The following is a 20,577-nucleotide window of genomic DNA, read 5'->3' on the forward strand; positions in this document are numbered from 1 at the left end:
AAGAATTAGGAATTAGAAAAATTAAATCCAAACCGAATTTGGTTTGGATAAGGGTTTTTAATGAATAATATATTTTGGAGCAAAATCGGTTCTCAGCTTGGTGGAGCGGTGGAAATCGAAGTACAAATGTTCAGTTTTGCACAAAACCTAATCGATGAACTGCTGTTGTGCTTTCGTTTTTTCTGTCACCCGAATAATGATTTTATTTTGTTTAAGTTACTTTCAACGTGTCTGAGTGGCAAGTATTTAAGGTTAGGTAACTCTTGCTTTAATTTTTCCATTTCAGGTTTTGTAATGTCAAATGCCCAATTAAGTGTTTTAAGGTTTTTAAGTTTAAATACTGTTTCAACACTTTTGTTTGTCGAGTTAATCATTGTGGTACTTAAATAAATTAAGTTTTTTAAGGCAGCTAAAAATTTGAAGCTGTCAACATTTTGCTTTTTATACATTCCGCCTTCGATTGTCAAGAATTTTAGATTTGTCAGTACTTTGAGCAAAGAGAAGTCTGATATGTTTTTGAAATTTTCAATTACCAAAACCTCAAGGCTTGTCAAGTTTTGTAATGGCTCAATACTTTCTATTTTTGAAGAGTCCCCAATTCTTAAATACTTTAAGTTTTTCAGCTTTGATAAATTGTCTAACGATTTGATGTTGCTGTTTTTTATATTCAGCCCAACAAGATTTTGTAATAAGCAAGCACTGTCAAAAATAGTTTGAGGTGTCGTTGTAGTAAACCAAAGTAATTCGATGTTCTTACAAGTTGGTAGAAAGTCAGCCCATTCTTTAATTAATTTTTTTTGTTGTGTTGGTGTCAGTTCGTTACGCTGGGTACAAGCAATATTTAGTTTCGTCTGTCCGCTAAATTGTGATGGATAAGTAATACTGTCTGGCGGAAACCCATTCTTTTTGTCCCATAACCAAAAGCCATTTTCAATTTGATTTTCTGTCATTAGGATGTCGCTTTAATTTGACGAACAATATAATTTTTGAGGAACGTACCCAATAACTCAATTACTATTTTCAAACAAAAAGCGTAATCAGGTAAATCACCGAAATCGCAGTAACCGACATGATGAGCGTTCCCAGACTATGCGTTTGATTTCCCTGTTTGATCGAAAGCCCTGACAATTGGGTAACTGCCCAAAAGAAACTGTCATTGGCATGGGAAATCGCAATGGCTCCTGCACCGATGGACAAAGCTGCAAACACCCGCATTGTCTCCGAATCCAAGCCCAAACTTCCCAAAAGCGGAGCAATGATCGAAGCTGTTGTAATCATCGCCACAGTAGAGGAGCCTTGAGCAGTTTTCAGGGCAAAAGCAATCAAGAAAGGAAGAAAAATTCCCCAATTGGCGCTGCTCATATTGGAACTGACCATGTCCCCGATACCGGAGTTTTGAAGCATTTTGCCAAAAACCCCACCGGCACCTGTTATCAAAATGACAGGGGCTGCGACCAACATAGATTCGCCGATCCAACCTGTCGAAGACAAGAATTTCTTGTCGAATTTGGGGGGCAAAGTGAAAGATAAAAATGCACCGATTAATAGGGCAATCACCGGACTACCAACAAACAGAATGACTGTAGTAAACATATTCTCGCCAAAAGGAAGAGTCGGATACTTGGCAATTGAAGCCAAAATGATCAGAAGCAAGGGCACCAAAACAGGTAAAAAGGAGGAAAAAGCAGAAGGCCTTTTTAATTTTCCAATTTCAACTTCCACCTCAGCAACCTTTGGTTCGAGCGGAATTTTCATACAGGTTTTCTTGACAAAATAGTAACTCGGAACCAATGAAATCAAACTCACAATCAATCCCCAAAAGATAATCATCCCCAAATCAGCCTCCAGAATACCCGCGGTAGCAATCGGTCCGGGCGTCGGTGGCACAAGTGAATGGCTGGCTGTTGCTCCTAAAGCCAGGGCAATGGTTGTTGCCGCATAAGGGACTTTAGCCTTGAGTGAAAGGGATTTGCTGATGGGATTCAGCATGATAAATGTACTGTCTCCAAAAACCGGAATGGAAAGGATATAGCCACTCAGCATCATTGCCATGGTTACTGATTTTTCTCCTATCCAGGATAAAACCTTCTCGGCAATCACAAGAGCCCCTCCTGTTTTTTCCAGAAAAGTACCCATAATCACACCCAATAATATCAGCAAGCCTATGCTTCCCAAGACTCCCCCAAAACCATCTGTTATGGACTTGAGAATCAGATCCACCGGCATCCCGGATAATAATCCATAGAGGATGGCACCGACAAAAAGCGCTAAAAAAGGATGGATATCATACTTGACAATGGCTATCAGGATGAGCGCCAATGAAAATAGAATAATCAGTAGGGTCAACATGGCTGGTTATGGGTTGGATAGGTTTAAATTAAAACAAAAAAGGAATTGAGGTGCTATACCTCAAAACCTTTTCTGTATGTTCTGCCGACAAATTGATTGGCTTCTTCAAGATTGGTGATTCTCATGTTCTCCCCATCCCAAAGCAATTTCCTTCTGCCATAAAATTCCATCTGACCTTTGCTGTTTTCTCTTCTCAGCATGTAGCTTCGGATGGCAAGATTTCCCATCAGAACCGTCTCGGTCATCGGTCCAGCATAATCAAAAGAGGAAGTTAACCCCTTGTGTTCGGCACTTCCAAATCCAGCTTTGATGGCATCTACCCACTTGCGTTGGTGGCCATATTCCGGTTCCTGATTTTCCAACCTGTCCGGCCCAAATTCTGTTGTACCATCATTCATATACAACTTTGGCATCAGCGGAGAACTGTCGTTGATGTTGGTGGTGATGATTCCCTTCTCACCGATAATCATGACGCCATTGGCACTGTTTGCACCGCCGATATCGTGGTCTGCAGGAATGATATCAGGGTGCGAAGGTCTGATGCCGCCGTCACTCCAGGTCATTTCGATAGGAGATTGGCTTTTGGCAGTAGCAGCAAAATGTAAAGTGATAAAAGAGGATGCAGGACAGCCTTCAGGATTGTAATCCGGTGTCCACATTTTGGAGAAAACCGACCCTACACTGCATTCCGCATCTTTTGGATAATGAAGTCCAAGGGTCCTGAATGGAATATCGATCAAATGGCATCCCACATCTCCCAAGGCTCCTGTACCATAATCCCACCATCCGCGCCAGTTGAATGGGTGTAAGTTGGGAGTGAATGGAATCTCAGGTGCAGGTCCCAGCCAAAGATCCCAATTGAGGGCGCTAGGCTTTGAGCTTGGATCAGAGGCAGGAAAAGGTCCTCCCTGAGGCCAAACCGGCCTGTTGGTCCAGATCTGAACTTTGGAAATTTTTCCTAATTTCCCAGAATCAACCCATTTTTTGACCATGTCAAGCAGGGGATTGGAGGCACCCTGATTGCCCATTTGGGTGACAATCTTGTTGGTCCTTGCCATTTCGGTCAGCATTCTTGCTTCCCGGATGTTATGTGTCATTGGCTTTTGCACATACACATGTTTACCCCTTGCCATGGCAAAAGCAGCCGCAGGGCCATGCACATGGTCAGGAGTGGAAATGGTCACGGCATCGATGTCTTTTTCTTTTTCCAGCATTTCCCTGTAATCCGCATAGAGTTTTGCTTTGGGAAAATTCTCTGTAGATTTTTTGGCAGAACCTGAAAAATCAACATCACACAAAGCCACGACCCTTTCGCGTCCATTCACGGAGGCATTGAAAATGTCGCTTGCTCCTTTGCCACCGGCACCGATAGCAGCGAGGTTCAATTGGTCACTTGGAGCTGTAAATCCAACGCCTCCCAAGACGTGACGCGGAACAATAAAGATGGAAGAAGCTATGGCTGCGTTTTTTATAAAATTCCGCCGTGATTGGTCAGAAGATTCTTTTTTGGGTTTTTTCATGTTAACTGGAAGTTTGGAATCGGGTATAGTTGCAATTTAAATGGGCGTTTTTTCATAGGGTAAGTTTTGTCAAAAAGAAAAAAAACCACGCAAAAGGTTTTTCTTCTTAAAGCCTGGAAATAATGCTGAAATTCAAAACGGATGATTAATCTAACAAATCCATTTAAAATTTTGACATTATATTATTTACCACTGCTTTTTTATCGTTTCAATGGCTTTGGCCGCCTGATTTTCCATGTTTTCCCATCGGCTTTCCAAAGAAACCGAACCCTCATAACCTGACAATTGTAAAGCCTGGTAATATAGGCTCAAATCCTCTCCGTGGGTTCCGGGAACGGCCCTGCCTTCTTTCTCAGCCACGTGGACATGTTTGATGAGATGGCCATAATTCAGGATGCTTTCGGGTCCTTCGCCCTCCATTTTCATATGGTAGATGTCCGCAAGCAACCTGTAATTGGGATGGTTGACAGCTTTGACGATCTCCCCGGCTTCACTGAGGCTGTTGATAAAATCACATTCTTTGGTATTGAGTGATTCCAACACCACGGTGATATCATACTTGGCGGCGATTGGTCCGAGGAGTTTTCCCAAAGCAATCATTTGAGCGGTAGCTTCTTCTCTTGAAAAACCTTCTGGAATAGATCTCGATCCACTGCTTCCAAAGACCACCAACTTCCCTCCTGCTTTTTGTGCACGGCGAAAAACCACCTCGGCATAGTCCACAATCTCCTCGTGGACGGCATTGGGACCCACACTTTTTAAGCTCCCGGGAAGGAAAATGATAAATGCTTGGATGGGCAAGGGAGACGATTTGGATGCTTGCAAAATTTGGTCAAACTCTTCCTCACTTTTGGTCGGAACAAGAAAAGACTGCACATTTTCTTCGATAAAGGAGAACCCGGAATTGGCTAAAATTTCCCCATCCTTAAATCCGGCACATGCGCCGATTTTTGGGAAAGTGGTACTTTGGGCAAATGATTCATGCATAAACAAACCCAAAACCCATACCGTCAATCCAATGCTGATTCTATTTATTTTGAAAAAGGAAATAATCGGGTTCATGGTATATCGGTTTTTTTGGGCAAGGTGCCTGAGCGTTTAATTTGTAGAAAAAAAGGAGATTTTCAATTTTAAAAAATGAAAATTATCGAAAAGAGAATAAAAAGAACATGGATTTTTGATCAGGATTTTTCGGGATTCGAAATTATCATAGATGCGAGGGGTTAAACCGGAATCATTCCCCGTAAAAGTACTTCGATTCAATCACTTCCTAAACTGCTGCCTATAGCCTTGAGGAGAAATGTTTTTTTCCTTTCTAAAAATTCTGTTAAAATGGGTGGCATGCTCAAATCCGGTTAAGAAAGCTATTTCGGAGACATTGCTATCCGTACTGACCAAATACCTTGTTGCATTTTCAATCCGGAGTTTGTTCAGGTAAGTAATCAATGTATGTCCTGTCCCCTGCTTAAACCAACGGCAAAAATAAGTCGGTGTCATGTGCATCAAGTCGGCTACATCACCAAGACGCAATTGGTTTTGAGAGTTTTCGTGAAGAAACCGTTTGATCCGGTCCATCCTACTTTGCTCTTTTTCGATGGAAGCCAAGCTGTGGCTTGAACCCGCAGAAAGTGACATCCTAGGTTGGGAAGAAAGTTGATCCAAAATATCAAACAAAGAAAAAAGTTGTCTGTGGGGTGACAATTTGCCAAATCCGCAGATCAGCGCAATGACTTCAGGATCGATATCCGGAAAGACAAATCCCGATTTGGCTTCTTTAAGGAAATCGGAAACCTGCCTCAACTCAGGAAATGCACCTACAAGGGAAATCGGAAATTGAAAGACAAAAGCTTTTTGAGTCTCGCCTGTATTTTCCCCTTGGGTCACCCAAGTGTGGGGAAGGTTTTCACCCAACAGCACCAAATCCCCTTTTTCAAATGTACTGATGTCGTCACCGACATACCGGATTCCCCGCCCGTTTTGTATAAAGGTGAGTTCAATCTCAGGATGGTAATGCCAGATATGGGGAAATGCGGGCATCGTCAGTTGGAGAAATTGAAACGATTGACCCTTATTGACTTCTGAAATATGCTCAAGCTCTGGCTTCATTGACTTATATTATTATGATCATTATATTAAATATTCAATATAGTGCAATATAGGCAAATGATTGAATAAGATTGGAAAATTCAAATTCTAATAGGGAAACTAATTTTGAAAAAAAATACAATCCTATGAACTTCCCAAAACTACAAGAAACCTACCTTATCAGTGACGAAGCAAAAGCTTTCTACCAAGAGAACAGATATATCAAACTCAAGAATGTGCTTGGTAAAGATGAAATCGACTATTTCAACAGCGTCATTTCTTCAGAAGTCGACAGGCTGAATGCACAAACCAAACCCATTGAAAAAAGAGATACTTATAGCAAGGCATTTTTACAGATTTTCAACCTTTGGACAGAAAACAAAGAGGTTGCCAAATTGGTCCTGAGCAAAAGATTGGGTCAGATTGCCGCAGACCTGATGGGTTGCGAAAAAGTCCGGATCTACCACGATCAGGCATTGTTTAAAGAATCCGGAGGAGGGATCACGCCATGGCATGCTGACCAGTATTATTGGCCGATCGACACCGATAAAACCATTACAGCTTGGATTCCGCTACAGGAAACACCTATGGAAATGGGGCCTTTGGAATTTTCAGCAAAAAGCCATCAGATCATCACAGGAAGGGAATTAGAAATTGGGGATGAATCAGAGTCAAAAATCAAAGAGAACCTGCGCATCAATAATTTCAAACATGTCATCGAGCCGTTTGACTTGGGTGAAGTAAGTTTCCATTCGGGTTGGGTTTTTCACCGCGCCGGTGCCAACCAAACGGACCGAATGAGGAAAGTCATGACGGTCATTTACATGGATGCAACTTCAAAACTTAAAAATCCTGAAAATAAAAACCAAATCAACGATTGGAATACCTGGTGCCCCGGGGCAGAAATCGGAAAAGAAATAAACAGCCCATTGAACCCGGTTGTATGATAGTTCTGATCACTTTCAAGTCAACCTCTCAATAATCTCCTTTGCTTCCGGCCATTTGGCTAGGAGTTCGTCGGCACGGTACAACCTAAAATCCCGAAAATCAAAACCCGGAGCGACCATACAGGAAACAAGGGAGTAGGAATCCAGTTGCTCAACCGTAGATCCGAAAATCACTCCCCGGGTAGAAAAAAAAAACTGTTCTCATCTATTACTCCTCCATTTGAGGCACATGACCCACCATCAAATCTGAATATACAGATTCGTAAGAATCAGGACCGATCGCAAGTTCACCCCTAAATGGACGGTCCATCATAACCATAATAAACATAACCGAACCTAATGTTAGTCCAATTAATGAATTTAATAGGATGTGCAATTTTAAATTATCAATGTAAAAAAGCGAAGCAAGAACAATTGTAATCAATGCCCCACTTATAAAAAAAATCCAGAGCACCATAGGGATTCCTGTACTGACGCTGGTCATCCGAGCTCTTCGCAACTCAATAAGGTTATTAAATTGTTTGATCGCCTCTGAATACAAGGCAATATCCGCAGGAGTGGTAGGCTCCATTTCGTACAAAGATTTTTGAAACAAGTTCAAATAATGGGTTCCTTTTGTTTTTACAATCCCTTGGCGATGCAATGGCCAAGCATAGTGAATCACATAATAGGTATAATCTCCTAGCTTTTGTTTTAATTGATCGGCCGATTCCTTAGGAAATTCAGATACATCTCGATACAAGGCAGCAATAGCGGAAGATTCATTACTTACTCTATCCGATACATCTTGGTAGCTCTTCCATACCGCTGCTGCTTGCAGACCAAACATGATCCCGTAAAAGACACCTATGGTAGATAAAAAATAGGAAATCTCGTCATTGAATGAACGTCCTCCCCAGTTCCTCTTTATAATGGGTCTGAGCGCTAAAACAGAAAGGATAGAGATTGTAGCAAAAATTCCGGTGAAAATAAGGAAAGAAATTCCTAGCGGTAAATCATACAAGAAGAAAACATTCATAGAACCCAATTGATGATATCTTAATTTTATAAATCTGTAAAATAAAACCTCCAAATGCAAGTCTCAAGATCATATTCAAACCATGCCTTCGTTATTTGTCTTGGGTGGAGATTTATTAAAATACAGAAATCATAAAAAACCCATTTAGAGTTCTGTTCAAAAGGTCAATTTGTTTCAAGTCAACCTCTCAATAATCTCCTTTGCTTCCGGCCATTTGGCTAGGAGTTCGTCGGCACTGTACAACCTAAAATCCCGAAAATCAAAGCCCGGAGCGACCATACAGGAGACAAGGGAATAAGAATCCGGCTGTTCTACCGTAGATCCAAAAATCACTCCTGGAGGAACCAATTGCTGCGGTCGGTGGCCTTCATTATCAATTGGGCCTACCAAGAGTTTTTCATAGCCCTTTGCAGAAAGAATATGCACCGTAAGCGGACTGCCTTCATGGTAAAACCAAATTTCATCCCCCGCGATGGTGTGGAATTTGGAGACATTGTCCGATGTCATCAAAAAGTAAATGCATGTCGCCAAAGACCGCTCAGCACCTGCAGTATCCAAGCCTGATCGGTATGTTTCGGAATAATAGCCTCCCTCAGGATGCGCTTTGAGGTGTAACTTTTCTACCAATTCCTGGACTCTGTTTTTCATTTTTTCGGTTTAAATAATAAAGTCGAATTAAAATATTTGAAGAGGGATTAATAATTCAATCCTTCCATTTGATCTTTTTGAAGATAATCTTTGTGTAATTATCCTGTTCGTATAGTACTCCTACATTCTTATCATTCACCCTGACCAAATCACTGTATGCAGTCCAAGCCTGTTTATTTGGATCATCGGTTCGGTCAATTAGTATTGATTTTTCCCAGGTTTTTCCTTCGTCAAAACTGATCTTGAGCGTAAGGTTATTCCTGTCTTTGGGATCTGCAGCATTGGAATGGGCCAAAATGGTTTTCCCATTTCTTTCACCTATCGGAAGGATGGAACCTTGGCAGACAGGATCGGGAAGCGCTTCTTCGAAATAGGCTTCATCCCAGGTTTTGCCTCCATCAGAAGAATAGGCCAAGATCCTGCTTCTGATATCGCCCCGTTGATTTCTGACGCTCATGATCATCCTGTCGCCTGAAAGTTCTGCAGCGATAGCCTCATTCGAACCGGGAATTTCAATGGACTCAGACAATTGGAAGGTCTTGCCATGATCATCCGAGAAAAATCCATGTGCCCGGTATTCCATAAAATCCTCCTGCGGCGGTCCTACTGAATGGTTGGCGGCCACGTAAATCCTTCCTTTGTATTTCCCTTTTTGAAACTGAAAAGCATGCCCGGGAGTATTCGCATAATGCCTCCAATCTTCTTTTGATTCATATGCTGCATTGAATGTTGGATTGTTTGGACGGTGAACTTGCCTCGTGATATTGACAGGCTCTTGCCAACTTCTTCCCAAGTCCAAAGATTTCATCATCCAAACTTCCCTTACTCCCCTGTTCATGCGGATATCATATTCATGGTTGTTTCCAGTGTTGTAAAAAAGATAAACCACTCCATCAGGATAAGCAGGATCATGCAAATCCACCACGGGCGCTGGATTTCCTGCCTGCAATTTGTCATAATCCACCAGCATTTGTAGGGCTGACCAGGTCATTCCTCCATCTTCACTCCTTTTCAATACCAGATTGACATCTCCAAAATCATCAGAACCGTTGACCCGGCCTTCGGCAAAAGCTAAAAAATCCCCATTTGGAAGGTCGATGATGGCTGGAATCCTGTAGATCTTGTGACCTTCTTTTCCTCCTTCAAAAACGATATTTTCTTGAGAGAATCCTTGACTCCAAATCCCAAGAAATAGCAGGGATAAGAATAGTCCGGTTTGAATAATTTTAATGGTTTTTTTCAAAATATCGCTTTAAAGTATAATCAGGCTGCCATTGATCAGGTTGCCTTAAGATTGATTTAGGATCGTATTCCATAGGCTTGATGACTTTGGCTGTTAACTCAGTGGTGTCACCGGTTTCTTTTTGCCAAAGTTTCATCAGCTTCAAAAGCGCTTCTCTCTTTTCTACATAATCATCCTCATAAGCTAAATTATTTAACTCCAGTGGATCTCTTTTCAAATTAAATAATTGTGTATAATCCCGCTCAGGGTAGCGGATCAGCTTCCAATCTCCTTCCCGAACTGCCCGAACCGTATTTCTGTAAGCTGTAAAAAGTGACCCTCTGACTTGGGTTTCTTTTCCCTGAAGAATCGGAACCAAACTTTTGCCTGTGACTTCCTTGGGATTTGGCAATCCTGCCAGTTGAGACAAAGTTGGATACAAATCAAACAGATACGTAAGCGCATCGAATTCCTTTCCTTCGGGTATGCCGGGTCCTTTGATGATCAGGGGGACTTTGGTACTGTGCTCGTACAGGTTTTGCTTCCCAAGCAGGCCATGGCTTCCGGCAGCCAGACCATTGTCAGCAGCATAGACAATGATCGTGTTATCGTATTGCCCATTATCTTTCAAAACAGAAATAATTTTCCCGATCTGCTGATCCAAGTGGGTGATCAATCCATAATAGTCAGAGAGAATCATCTGAATCACTTCAGGCTTTCGTGGCCAGCCAGTCAGGTTTTCATCACGGACGTTCAATTGATCAAACTGAAAAGGGTGAAGTCCCATATAATTTCCCGGAAGTGGCAGGCTTCCGTCAGGATAATAGTTGATGAATTTCGGAGCAGGCGAATAGGGATCGTGGGGGACTGTGAATGCTACATAGCAAAAGAAAGGCTTCCCTGCGTCGTTTTTTGCATGGTTTTGGATGAATTCAATGGCTCCTTCTGTAAAAACCTCCGTGGAAAATCCTTTGATTTGAGGATCTCCCAGTTTCCCATTTTCATCAAAGTCCCTAAGCGCAATGGCATAATGGTCTGCCATACCGCCCAGAAAGACATTTTTAGCTTGCTGAAAAGTCGCCTCAAAGGCCTCTTTTTCATTGTGCCATTTGCCTGTACCAAAAGTTGTATAGCCTGCTTTTGAAAAATCCATCGGCATGGTATTGACCCCATTGAGCCGGTCATAAACTTGAAAAAGACTTTTTCCACTCAAGAGCATCGCCCGGCTTGGGGCGCAGATCGCACCATGGTGTCCCCCCATTACATAGGCGTTTGTAAATCGACTTCCTTCCCTTGCCAATTGGTCAATGTTGGGAGTTTGGATATAAGGATTGCCACTGATGCCAAGGGCATCCGCCCGCTGGTCATCTGCAAATAAAAAAAGGATATTCGGTTTCTTGGATTGAGGATATCCGGCAAATGATGTGGTTAATAATAAAATTAACACAAAAGATATCTTCGATTTGGTATATGGCATTTTGGCTTATTTTTCAAACTCGACGATATATTCCGACATGTATTTCCCGAGATCAGAATATTTGAAAAACAACCTTGCCTGCTTCCCAAGCCGCAGACTCGTGTATTTGTTGGCAATGTCATCAGGGGTATTCAGGGGTTGCAGCGAAGGGTACCAAAGCACATGTCCGGGTTTTTCCAGAAGCTTTTGAGGTTTTGTCCAAGCTTGGGAATTATTCCCCTCTCCCAATTCCTTGTGGGGATTGAACGAAATGTAAAGCTCATCACCAACCCATGATTGTCCCTCCACTTTTCCCATCATCATTACCCAACATTCCAGGTAAGTATTCCAACTGACAGATGGTCCCCAATGGAATCCACCTGTTGGGGAGGATGCCGGACCGCCACCGTTTTCTTTGGACATTTGAAGAGAGGCAACCGGTTTTCCGATTCCATCCCAATCCGCATTGAAACCTTGCCCATCCCATCTTTTGGCTTTCCCCTGCGGGTCATCGAGTTCGTCAATCCGGATTCGGGCGATACTGATGCATTGCCCACTCCATTCTTTGATGGGATCATAGGAAGCAGCATCGTAAGCTCCAGGATAGCCATATTCTCCATAAAAAAGGTACAAATATTCGCCAACCGCCACAGCAGATGGATCACCGACTCCACCGGCAAAGGTCTTGGAAATATTGTGTGGTTTCAAAATCATTCGGGGCTGCTTGTCTTCGAGAAAGAGCCCTTTATTTTCCCAACTCCATCCACCGTCCGTAGATTTCATGACTCCAATCCTACAAACTGCCGCAGGAGTGATTCTTTCAGTCAGACCCAAGGGCCAGTCCTTGTCGATATATCCTTCTTCGGTTGCTTCATTGTAAGGGAGAGTTTCAGGATAATTTTCATTGTGGTAGATAGCGTACAAGGTCCTTCCGCTCGGATCTTTTTCATCCTGATAGACCGTCTCAAACCATACTGCCCCATGCAGACCCGGTTCTCCGACAGGGGCATTGACAGGCAATTTGGGGGCAATATATTCGGCTGCCGGAGTACTGAATACTTCATCGGCATTGGACCCGCTCGCAAACTTTAGGTCTTCAGCAAATCCCCACACAGGATCCTCTCCGTATTTGCCGGGAAAAATCCTGAGTGTGTCCCCTACCCACACTTCGGCCATATTGCAGTCGACAAAATTATTGAAGAAGAAAGTGTCTGTTTCTATCAGTTTGAAAGTGGGTACCTTGAAGTCTTGTGTTTCCGAAAGACTTTCTTGGTTTGGAGTGCGAGGATTACAGCCAAACAAATATGTCGTGGCCGCCACCAGAAGAAAGGAGAACTTTTGTTTCATAATTTGATAAATAGGAGGAGTTGAGGTGCTTTTTCTATACCTTTTCAAGTTACAAAAATTAAATTTTTTCAAAAGAAAATGCCTGAAATCTTGCTTTTGTTTATTGGGACCAAACTTTTTAAGCTGAAGATTTTAATTAATTCTATCTCTAATCTTCCCCCCAAAAGAGCCTTGTGAAGGGTAAGTAATTCACATTTGAAATAACCTTTACAATTACTACATTGGTTTGATCAGCTAATCAGCTAAGGATGTCAAAAAATCAGCAAGAATGAACCTATTAAAACTCCCGGTTTTCCTTTGTTTTCTTCTCCTAATTACCTTTCAGTCCTGTCGCAACGAAAAAAATCAAGGAGAAGAAAGGTCATTAGAAAATGCGCTCTCCACTTTCGAATTGGAGGATGGATTTCAGATTGAGCTCATCGCCGGTGAGCCTTTGATTTCGGATCCGGTGGACATGGAAATTGATGAATTTGGAAGGCTTTATGTCGTTGAAATGCATGGCTACCCTTTGGATAAAAGTGGTACCGGCAAGATCAAATTACTATCTGACACTGACGGAGACGGAATGATGGACCAAAGCATTGTCTTTGCAGAAGGTCTGATGCTGCCTACAGGAATAATGAGATGGAAAAATGGGGTAATCGTAACCGATCCTCCCCATGTCTATTATCTCGAGGACAGAGATGGTGATGGAAAAGCTGATGTTAAAGAGATAATGTTGACAGGATTTGCGGTTTCCAATCCTCAACACAACGTCAATAGTCCCAGGCTTGGATTGGACAATTGGATCTATTTGGGTCATGAACAAGCGGTAACTACAAAGACTTACGAGGCGGAATTTGGTGACAGGGGATCAGAAGTTTATTTTCCTTCCCAACCCGACGGCCCAAAACTTATTCAAAATGCAGGGGGCAGGAGTGTACGTTTCCTGCCTGATTCACATCAATTGGAAGCTTTGGCCAGCAGGACACAATTTGGGCATACTTTCGATAATTGGGGCCATCGCTTTGTAGTAAACAACAGCAACCATATTATCCAGGATGTGATGGCTGCAAAATACCTTGACCGAAACCCCTTCCTCAATGTACCGGAAACCACCCAATCCATTTCCGACCATGGCAATGCAGCTGAGGTCTTTCCCATAACAAAAAACCCTGAACACCAGCTGTTGACGGATATTGGGGTCATCACTTCTGCCTGTGGAATAACGGCCTACTTAGGCGCCTCATTTCCCTCAGAGTATGACCAAGCTGTATTTGTAGCCGAACCCGTAAGTAATATCATCCATATAGATATTTTGGAGGAAAAAGGAACGGTGTTCACTGCCCGAAGACAGCATGCTGAAAAGGAATTCCTGGCTTCTACTGATTCTTGGTTTCGGCCGGTAAACATGTATGTCGGACCTGATGGGGCACTCTATGTGGTGGACTATTACAGGCAGATCATCGAACATCCGGAGTGGATGGCGGAAGAAGTCATCAAATCAGGCGCATTGTATAATGGAACAGATAAAGGAAGAATTTATAGGATTACGCCAAAGGGTACCAAACCACTCAACTGGTCAAACAACATCAAATTGGGGGATTTCTCTGCAGAACAGCTTGTAGAAAAACTTAATGACCCCAATATCTGGTGGAGAAGAAATGCGCAGCGGCTCCTTTTGGATAAGAAATCAAAGGAGATAACCGAGAGCTTAACTTTATTGGCTGAAAATCAAAATTCCCCCAAAGGAAGTGTTCATGCATTGTGGACTTTGGAAGGATTGGGCAAGCTTAGCCCCGTCTCAATTCTAAGTGCTTTGAAAAACCCTGAACCCGGCGTACGGGAAAATGCCATCAAACTAGCTGAATTGCATTTGAATGCTGCTCCAGAATTGAAGGAGTATTTACCCAAAATGAAAGATGACAAGGATCCCAAAGTCAGGTTTCAATTGCTTTGTACGCTTGGGTTTTTGGATAGTCCTGAAGCAGCAAAAGCCCGGCAGGATTTGCTTTTTGGAAACCTGGAAGATCCATGGATGCAGGTTGCAGCATTATCTGCCCCATTTGAGGAGAGTAGCAAGTTAATGGTTTCTGTTTTGGAAGGTTTTCAACCTGATAATCCTGGATATACCACGCTATTGCAGCGGTTGAGTGCGATGACAGGTGCCAGTCTTGATTATCCCATTATCCTAAATTTGATTCAAAAAGCAACCTCAAAACCGAGAGATTGTAAGGATTGGCATGCTCCACTGCTGAGAGGATTGGCGCAAGGGATTCAGAGTAAGAAAGCATCGGACTCTTCCCTCAAACCAGCAGAAAGCATGCTTGCCAAATCTTGTTTCGAAAATCCCTCCATTACTGTTCGACAAGCTTCCCTCCAACTGCTGAAAGTAATTGGTCTCTCAATAAATGAGGAGTCTAAAATTTGGATGGAGCATGGCAAAATGATCTTAGAAAATAAAACCTTGCCAGATGATGAAAGGGTCTTGGCGATCGAATTCCTTTCGTTACAAAACCCACAGCCCTATCAGGAATCCTTAAAACGACTAATTCAGCCTACTGAACCAAAGCCCGTACAGGTAGCTACCATAAAAACGCTCAGCCATATTCCGGATGACATGGTAGCGCCAATTGTTTTGAGCCAATGGTCCACCCTGACTCCTGAAATCAGAGAGGAGGCCATCAATGCCCTGATGTCAAATGAAACAAGAATGAAATTATTGCTCGGAGCTATTGAGGAGGGAACAGTTCAGGCTTCTAATCTTGGCTGGAGACGAAGTGTCCAACTGATGAATCATTCCAATGAATCCATAAAGACAAAAGCACGCCTGTTGATAAATAAAGATGAAAGCAAGGGGGAAGAATTATTGCAAAAGTATCAACCAGCACTCACATCACATGGAACCTTCGAAAAAGGCAAAATCATCTTTGACAACAATTGTGCATCATGTCACAAAATGGGGGAAGATATGGGTCGTGATTTTGGTCCTAACCTCGCAAGTCTTAAAAACAGGAGAGCCGAAAACATATTGAGTGATATCCTATTCCCCAACCTGTCCATAGCGGATGGCTATGACCTATGGTCCATCGAAATGCAAAATGGAGAGGTTTTGCAAGGCATCATCGGATCCGAAACACCCAATGCAATTCTCCTTCGGATAGCAGGCGGAACGGAGAGAAACATTTCACGCAGTGACATCAAGAGTCTAAATGTTATGGACATTTCGGCCATGCCCCCAGGTCTGGAAGAAGCCATCAACCCACAGCAAATGGCGGATTTGCTGGCCTTTATTCTTAAAATTAAATCCAACCCAAAATGAAAAAACCACCGATTTTCACCCTGTTTCTTTTGCTTTTCCTTTTTGGTAGTGCGGCCTTTTCACAAAACCAATCTTTCCCTTGGCCTAAAGGAAAAAAAATGGCGCTGAGCCTGAGTTTTGATGATGAACGGGCCACAAACACAAGCCTGGGCATTCCGCTTTTGAATGAGTACGGAGTAAAGGCCACATTTTTTGTATTGCCAAATAGCCTAAAACAGGATTTGGAAGGTTGGCAAAAAGCCGTGGCTGCGGGCCATGAAATGGGAAATCATTCCATACAGCATCCCTGCAGCGGAAATTTTGTCTGGTCCCGGGAAAGGGCATTGGAAAATTATACTTTAGACAGAATGAAAGCTGAATTGCTTCAGGCCAATATAGAAATTGAGGAATTACTTGGTGTAAGGCCAACAGTTTATGCGTATCCGTGTGGCCAAACCTTCGTTGGGAAAGGTATTTATACCCAATCCTTTGTTCCCCTGATTTCTGAAATGTTTCTTGCCGGAAGAAGCTGGATGGATGAAGCACCTTCTGATCCATTCTATGCAGATATGGCTCAGCTGACCGGAATGGAAATGGACAACAAGGATTTTGATGAAATCTTGCCATTGATTGAATCGGCTCGAAAAAATGGACAATGGTTGGTTTTGGCTGGACATGAAACTGCCAATGCGGGAAATCAGACCACATATTTAAGCATGTTGAGAAAACTTTCAGAATATGCCACGGACCCGGCCAACGGGATCTGGATCGCTCCCATCGGAACAGTGGCAAAATATGTTCTCGATACCCGTCTTGCAACTTCAGACACCACAAACATCCCTGAACTCATCAGGAGTTCGGCTAATGGCAAGTTAAGGTTGACCGCTGAAAAGGGAAGAGCAATAGGTCCCGACATCAAATACATGCCGGATTGGAGGGCTTTTGGATGGTTTACTGCCAAAGACAGTGTAGTGTGGGAAGTCGACATCCCCGAGGGAACCTATGAAGTGTGGATGGAATGGTCTGTTTCCGATGAAGAGGCGGGGAAGCAATTTATTCTGTCAGCAGGGAATGAATCCATTCTGGGAAAAGTAGAGAAATCAGGTTCATGGGAAACTTTCAAGAAAGTTTCCATTGGCAAAATAAAGTTGAGTTCAGGCAATCAGAAAGTAATCTTCAAATCTCTAGACCAATTTGCAAATGGGGCATTACTTGACCTGAAAGAAATCACCCTAGAAAAGGTAGGAACGGGGAAATAATAACCCTCCCTGCTTTATTTTAGCATCGGAAAAAGCCTTTTAACTTCCTCTTTGGAGGGCTGGCTACCATATTCACATATTTCAAAGGCTTCGGCATACTTGATCTGCATGGCCTTGGACTCTCCGTACCAAGTCTTCAAAGCTTCATTGACAGCCGCATTTGGAGCAACGGTGCGCTTGCTTTTTAACCATGCTTTTCTTTCCCCTTTGTCCGTAGGTACTTCTGCAGCATAATTCCCGATCCATGGCAGCCACTCATAAAACTGAGATTCATGGGCATCCATCGCATCTATTTTTTTATCCAAAACAGAGGTAATGTCGACTGCTATGTCTGCTTTAAATGGATACGGTTTTTGGAAATTGTCCTGGAAATAAAGGAAAACAGGGTTTTTTCGAAGAGGTGGCGTATCAGGGGCAATATTGGGAACACCGACCATGTACGCCGCATCCTGAACCAAAATGGCAGTGTAGCGGTGGTCCGGATGGTAATCATTGGACCGGTGTGAAATGACCACATCTGCATCCCAATCACGGATGAGGCGGATGATTTCCAACCTGATCGGTAAGGTGGCGAGCAATTCACCGTCGTGGTGGTCCAAAACATCATAAGTGACTCCCAACCTCCGGCCTGCCTCTTTTGCTTCGGCCATTCTTCTTTTGGCCAACATCCCGCCGCCCTCTTTCATGTGCCCAGCATCTCCGTTGGTCACAGAGACAAACTTCACCTGATGCCCCATTTGTACAAATAGGGCTGCGGTTCCTCCCCCTTTGATATCGCAGTCATCCGGATGGGCACCGATCATGATGATTTTCAAAGGTTTTTCCTGTGAAAAGGCTTCGGGCGCAAAATTCAGGACAAGGAATACAAGAAAGTAAAGGGTGGTTTTCATGGAACGGTCATTTGGGAAGTTCAAGATATTAAAAACCGAAAGGAAAATCAATGTCGCCTCCAAGAAAGGGAGCCTACGATCAAATGGATTGGGGTCCAATTTTGAGTTTCAATGCTTTCCGGGAATTCCGGATCCTTAATTGTGGATAACTTTGTGATTTAAGCTTTTTTCCAGTGGAAAAATTGTGTAGAAATTCTTTATTAATTTATTGGAAATCAAATATTTGAGACATAAATTTGATTCTATCAAGTGAGAGATAAAAGGCTGAAAGTAAAATTTCAGACTAGGGTCAAAAACTCGAGATGAAAAGATAAAGGGGCTGAAAACGGCAACGTAGAAAGTCTGAAAAGGGCAACCACAGAAGTCTTGAAATCATGGATCAAAGCCAAAAGGCTGAGAAATCAGAGTTTGAAAATCTAAGGTTATGAACTTGGGCAACTGAGGGAAAAGTCACAATAACTGTAGCTTGCATGATTTGAAGATTACGGTCTTCAGGTGATGAAGCGGGAAAAGTTCGAAAGAATTTCTTCCCGCTTTTGCTTTTAAGCCATCCTCATTTTTTTGCAACCTACATTTGGTAGTTTTTCCAAATAATTAGGATCAATCCTTTTTAAACTTTGCCTCTCAATCGAGATCCAAAGTTGGTTTCAACATCGCCGCGGCATCTTGACCTAGGTTCCTCTGCAGGTATTGGTTGATCATCCTGAGTTCAGCATCCACATTTTTTCCCTGCTCCTTCATCTCCAACAAGCTATCCCGGTATTTCAAATAAGCAGCTTTGGATTTTTCATGTTGCTGAAGCCTCGCATACACCAAACCCTCTTCCTTATCCAATTCCGGTAGTGGATCCAATGCCATTTTCCTTGCTATATGAAGGTAATCCAAAGCCAATTGGTTGGATTCCATTTCATTGGATTTTCTCCTTTGAATCCTACTAAGAAGGAGGTAATCAATATCAGAAGCCAACCTCGCATCTGCTAGCTTCAAGGCAAGCAATTGGGCATAGCTGTAATTCTTCAGATGGTATTCCTGCCATGCGGTAATGGAAATAGCACTTGCGATGGTATTCAGGTACTGTTGGTCATCCAAAAAATTAACCTGCGGATGTTCATCCATAAATTGGGAAGCAATCCTTTTGGCCATCAATTGCTGTTCGGAAGAATAACCAGCGCCCAGGTTATCCAAGACTTGGGAGGAAAGGAAATACACAGACATCCCGAAATCTGTAGCCAAGGAGTAGTCATGCAAAACCCCATTATTGACCTCATCCACAGCCATAGCAGTAGCTGCAGCCAAAGTTGCTACTGTTCCCCAAATCCTTGCCCGGCGCTCCGCTCGAACAACTTCGTTGAGGTTGACGAGATTATGCTCGAGGACAGCATGGGCTATGCATTGGGCCAAAATTAGATTGAGTTCATTTTCCGAATCTGTACTCGCAATCAGGCCTGTGGTCAGCACAATCATGCCGTTGTCAAATGAAAATGCGATATGCTCCGTGGAGTTTAAAATGACCAGGCTAAAATCCGAAGTCCTGTCTTTCAGCATGGAAAGCGGATGGATCGAATAGATCAATTGATAGATATAATCATAGAGCATGTCATCCTGCAAAACCATGTTGTTAGCCAGGGCTTGAGAATAATAATCCATGGCATCTTCTATCAGTTCCTGCCTGAGCCCTCTTTCCCAACCTTTTTTATTGATGGTTTCAGCCCTGTTTTCCATCCACACCTTTTCCCAAAAATCAAGGTCGTTGCCAAGAAGGGAAATCCTGTCCTCATTGAAATACCGGTATTCCCCAAATGAGGACCTGATATAGTATTGAACCGCACCGGTGTTGATGTTCTTCCTGGTACCCCATACGGTGACGGTATCTCCGACAGCATATTCCCCAAACGGCCGTATGACGTACCCTTTAAGCGTGACTTTACTTTGGGAAAAACTAAAATTTGCAACCAAGATAAAAACCAAAAGAAGAAGGTGCCTTTTCATAAAAACAGGGGTTAAGGAACATAAAGATCCTTACGAAAAAAGATGGTTTTAGGTTGTTTTTAGTTAAGCGAAATGCAGATGTGGATAACTTTGTGATTTAAGCTTTTTTCCAGTGGAAAAATTGTGCAGAAATTATTTATTAATTTATTGGAAATCAATTATTTGAGGCATAAATTTGATTCTATCAAGTGAGAGATAAAAGGCTGAAGGTAAAATTTCAGACTAGGGTCAAAAACTCAAGATGAAAAGATGAAGGGGCTGAAAACGGCAACGTAGAAAGTCTGAGAAGGGCAACCGCAGAAGTCTTGGAATCATGGACCAAAGTCGAAAGGTGGCGGAATCAGAGTCGGAAAACCTAAGGTTATGAACCCGGGCAACTGGGGGAAAAGTCACAATAACTGCAGCTTGACATGATTTGAAGATTACGGTCTTCAGGTTGTGAAGCGGGAAAAGTTCGAAAGAATTTTTCCCGCTTTTGTTTTATATCTATTCGACCGAAAAAGACCAATATTTTCTATTCTTTCAAACAAAAAGCAGAGACCTTCAAAGGCCTCTGCTTTTTTTTAC

Annotated in this window: 16 protein-coding genes; 3 read left to right on the forward strand and 13 right to left on the reverse strand. The window is 42.7% G+C overall.

Annotated elements, in window-relative coordinates:
• Positions 1–185: 185 nt before the first annotated feature.
• The 5 genes from DQW11_RS21715 to DQW11_RS21735 all read right to left on the reverse strand — a co-directional run bounded on the left by DQW11_RS21715 (position 186) and on the right by DQW11_RS21735 (position 5,975).
• The gene (locus tag DQW11_RS21715; RefSeq protein ID WP_113926237.1) at positions 186–950 is read right to left on the reverse strand and encodes a leucine-rich repeat domain-containing protein; all 765 of its coding nucleotides are present in this window, start codon (positions 948–950) and stop codon (positions 186–188) included.
• Positions 951–1,020: 70 nt separating this feature from the next.
• Positions 1,021–2,349: a GntP family permease gene (locus tag DQW11_RS21720; protein WP_113926238.1), complete on the reverse strand. Its 1,329-nt coding sequence runs from the start codon at positions 2,347–2,349 to the stop codon at positions 1,021–1,023.
• A gap of 53 nt (positions 2,350–2,402) precedes the next feature.
• Positions 2,403–3,869, reverse strand: coding sequence for a Gfo/Idh/MocA family protein (locus tag DQW11_RS21725; protein WP_113926239.1), 1,467 nt, complete (start codon positions 3,867–3,869; stop codon positions 2,403–2,405).
• A 186-nt stretch (positions 3,870–4,055) separates the two neighbouring features.
• Positions 4,056–4,931, reverse strand: a complete 876-nt coding sequence (locus DQW11_RS21730) for a sugar phosphate isomerase/epimerase family protein (protein ID WP_113926240.1) — start codon at positions 4,929–4,931, stop codon at positions 4,056–4,058.
• A gap of 201 nt (positions 4,932–5,132) precedes the next feature.
• Entirely contained in the window at positions 5,133–5,975 is an 843-nt protein-coding gene (locus DQW11_RS21735) for an AraC family transcriptional regulator (RefSeq protein WP_113926241.1), read from the reverse strand.
• Between the two features lie 125 nt (positions 5,976–6,100).
• On the opposite strand from DQW11_RS21735, the gene DQW11_RS21740 reads away from it, so the two are divergent.
• Entirely contained in the window at positions 6,101–6,901 is an 801-nt protein-coding gene (locus DQW11_RS21740) for a phytanoyl-CoA dioxygenase family protein (RefSeq protein WP_113926264.1), read from the forward strand.
• 15 nt (positions 6,902–6,916) lie between these two features.
• Here the strand turns inward: DQW11_RS21740 and DQW11_RS21745 are convergent, their stop codons facing one another.
• From DQW11_RS21745 to DQW11_RS21770, 6 genes are all read right to left on the reverse strand, one after another.
• Positions 6,917–7,075 (reverse strand): cupin domain-containing protein, encoded by a 159-nt coding sequence (locus DQW11_RS21745; protein WP_113926242.1) that lies wholly within the window; start codon positions 7,073–7,075, stop codon positions 6,917–6,919.
• A 34-nt stretch (positions 7,076–7,109) separates the two neighbouring features.
• On the reverse strand, positions 7,110–7,919 hold the full coding sequence (locus tag DQW11_RS21750; RefSeq protein ID WP_113926243.1) for a bestrophin-like domain: 810 nt from the start codon (positions 7,917–7,919) through the stop codon (positions 7,110–7,112).
• Between the two features lie 174 nt (positions 7,920–8,093).
• Positions 8,094–8,567: a cupin domain-containing protein gene (locus DQW11_RS21755; RefSeq protein ID WP_113926244.1), complete on the reverse strand. Its 474-nt coding sequence runs from the start codon at positions 8,565–8,567 to the stop codon at positions 8,094–8,096.
• 55 nt (positions 8,568–8,622) lie between these two features.
• Positions 8,623–9,810 carry a sialidase family protein gene (locus tag DQW11_RS21760; RefSeq protein WP_113926245.1) on the reverse strand — a complete coding sequence of 396 codons (1,188 nt, stop codon included), beginning with the start codon at positions 9,808–9,810 and terminating at the stop codon, positions 8,623–8,625.
• On the reverse strand, positions 9,794–11,236 hold the full coding sequence (locus DQW11_RS21765) for a sulfatase-like hydrolase/transferase (protein WP_232826825.1): 1,443 nt from the start codon (positions 11,234–11,236) through the stop codon (positions 9,794–9,796). Before DQW11_RS21765 ends, DQW11_RS21760 begins: the two co-directional genes overlap by 17 nt.
• 36 nt (positions 11,237–11,272) lie before the next feature.
• Entirely contained in the window at positions 11,273–12,592 is a 1,320-nt protein-coding gene (locus DQW11_RS21770) for a hypothetical protein (protein WP_113926247.1), read from the reverse strand.
• Positions 12,593–12,860: 268 nt separating this feature from the next.
• Here DQW11_RS21770 and DQW11_RS21775 point away from each other — a divergent pair, with 268 nt between their 5' ends.
• Both DQW11_RS21775 and DQW11_RS21780 read left to right on the forward strand, forming a co-directional pair.
• Complete coding sequence (locus DQW11_RS21775; protein ID WP_113926248.1) at positions 12,861–15,893, forward strand: PVC-type heme-binding CxxCH protein; 3,033 nt, start codon at positions 12,861–12,863, stop codon at positions 15,891–15,893.
• A complete protein-coding gene (locus DQW11_RS21780) occupies positions 15,890–17,131 on the forward strand; it encodes a polysaccharide deacetylase family protein (RefSeq protein WP_113926249.1) in 1,242 nt (413 codons plus the stop codon). Before DQW11_RS21775 ends, DQW11_RS21780 begins: the two co-directional genes overlap by 4 nt.
• Before the next feature lie 14 nt (positions 17,132–17,145).
• Here the strand turns inward: DQW11_RS21780 and DQW11_RS21785 are convergent, their stop codons facing one another.
• Both DQW11_RS21785 and DQW11_RS21790 read right to left on the reverse strand, forming a co-directional pair.
• Complete coding sequence (locus tag DQW11_RS21785; RefSeq protein WP_113926250.1) at positions 17,146–18,021, reverse strand: PIG-L deacetylase family protein; 876 nt, start codon at positions 18,019–18,021, stop codon at positions 17,146–17,148.
• 624 nt (positions 18,022–18,645) lie between these two features.
• Positions 18,646–20,010 (reverse strand): M48 family metalloprotease, encoded by a 1,365-nt coding sequence (locus DQW11_RS21790; protein ID WP_113926251.1) that lies wholly within the window; start codon positions 20,008–20,010, stop codon positions 18,646–18,648.
• Between the last annotated feature and the right edge of the window lie 567 nt (positions 20,011–20,577).

Origin of the sequence: Cognataquiflexum aquatile (assembly GCF_003316845.1) — a bacterium.
Lineage (GTDB): Bacteria > Bacteroidota > Bacteroidia > Cytophagales > Cyclobacteriaceae > Cognataquiflexum > Cognataquiflexum aquatile.